This is a genomic window from Pseudomonas sp. RA_35y_Pfl2_P32 (assembly GCF_963970735.1).
Classification (GTDB): domain Bacteria; phylum Pseudomonadota; class Gammaproteobacteria; order Pseudomonadales; family Pseudomonadaceae; genus Aquipseudomonas.
On the sequence record NZ_CAXAQF010000376.1, the window covers coordinates 1 to 434 of the forward strand.

Annotated in this window: 1 protein-coding gene; it reads right to left on the bottom strand. The window is 64.5% G+C overall.

Annotated features, from left to right (window positions below; translation table 11 throughout):
- Positions 1–434: TRAP transporter large permease subunit (locus AACY45_RS28780; protein ID WP_339548874.1), on the bottom strand; the 434-nt coding region annotated here is incomplete at both ends.

The window sequence follows — 434 nt, forward strand, 5'->3', positions numbered from 1 at the left end:
TGCTTGATCAGGTCGCGCAGGTCGGGAATGCGCGCGGCCTGGATGCAGATCCAGGCCACCGCCAGATATGTGATGGCGAAGGCGAGCTTGAAGACGATGTTCTCGCTGTAGAGCATCGCGACGATGGTGCCGATGCCCGCGGCGATCACGCCGATGATCAGGATCTTGCGGTCGCTCGAGGTGAAATCCTTGTGGTGGATCGCGGCGAGTACGATGGCGCCGACCGCGCCCATGGCGCCGGCTTCCGTCGGGGTCGCAAGGCCCATCATCATGGTGCCGAGCACGACGAAGATCAGCACGGCGGAGGGAATGATGCCCATCAGGCACTTCTTCCACAGCGCCCAGCCGGTGAGGGTGCGCGCTTCCTTGGGCACCGGCGGCACGTGGCTCGGCTTGATCAGGCCGAGCACGAAGGTGTAGCCGGCGAACAGCAT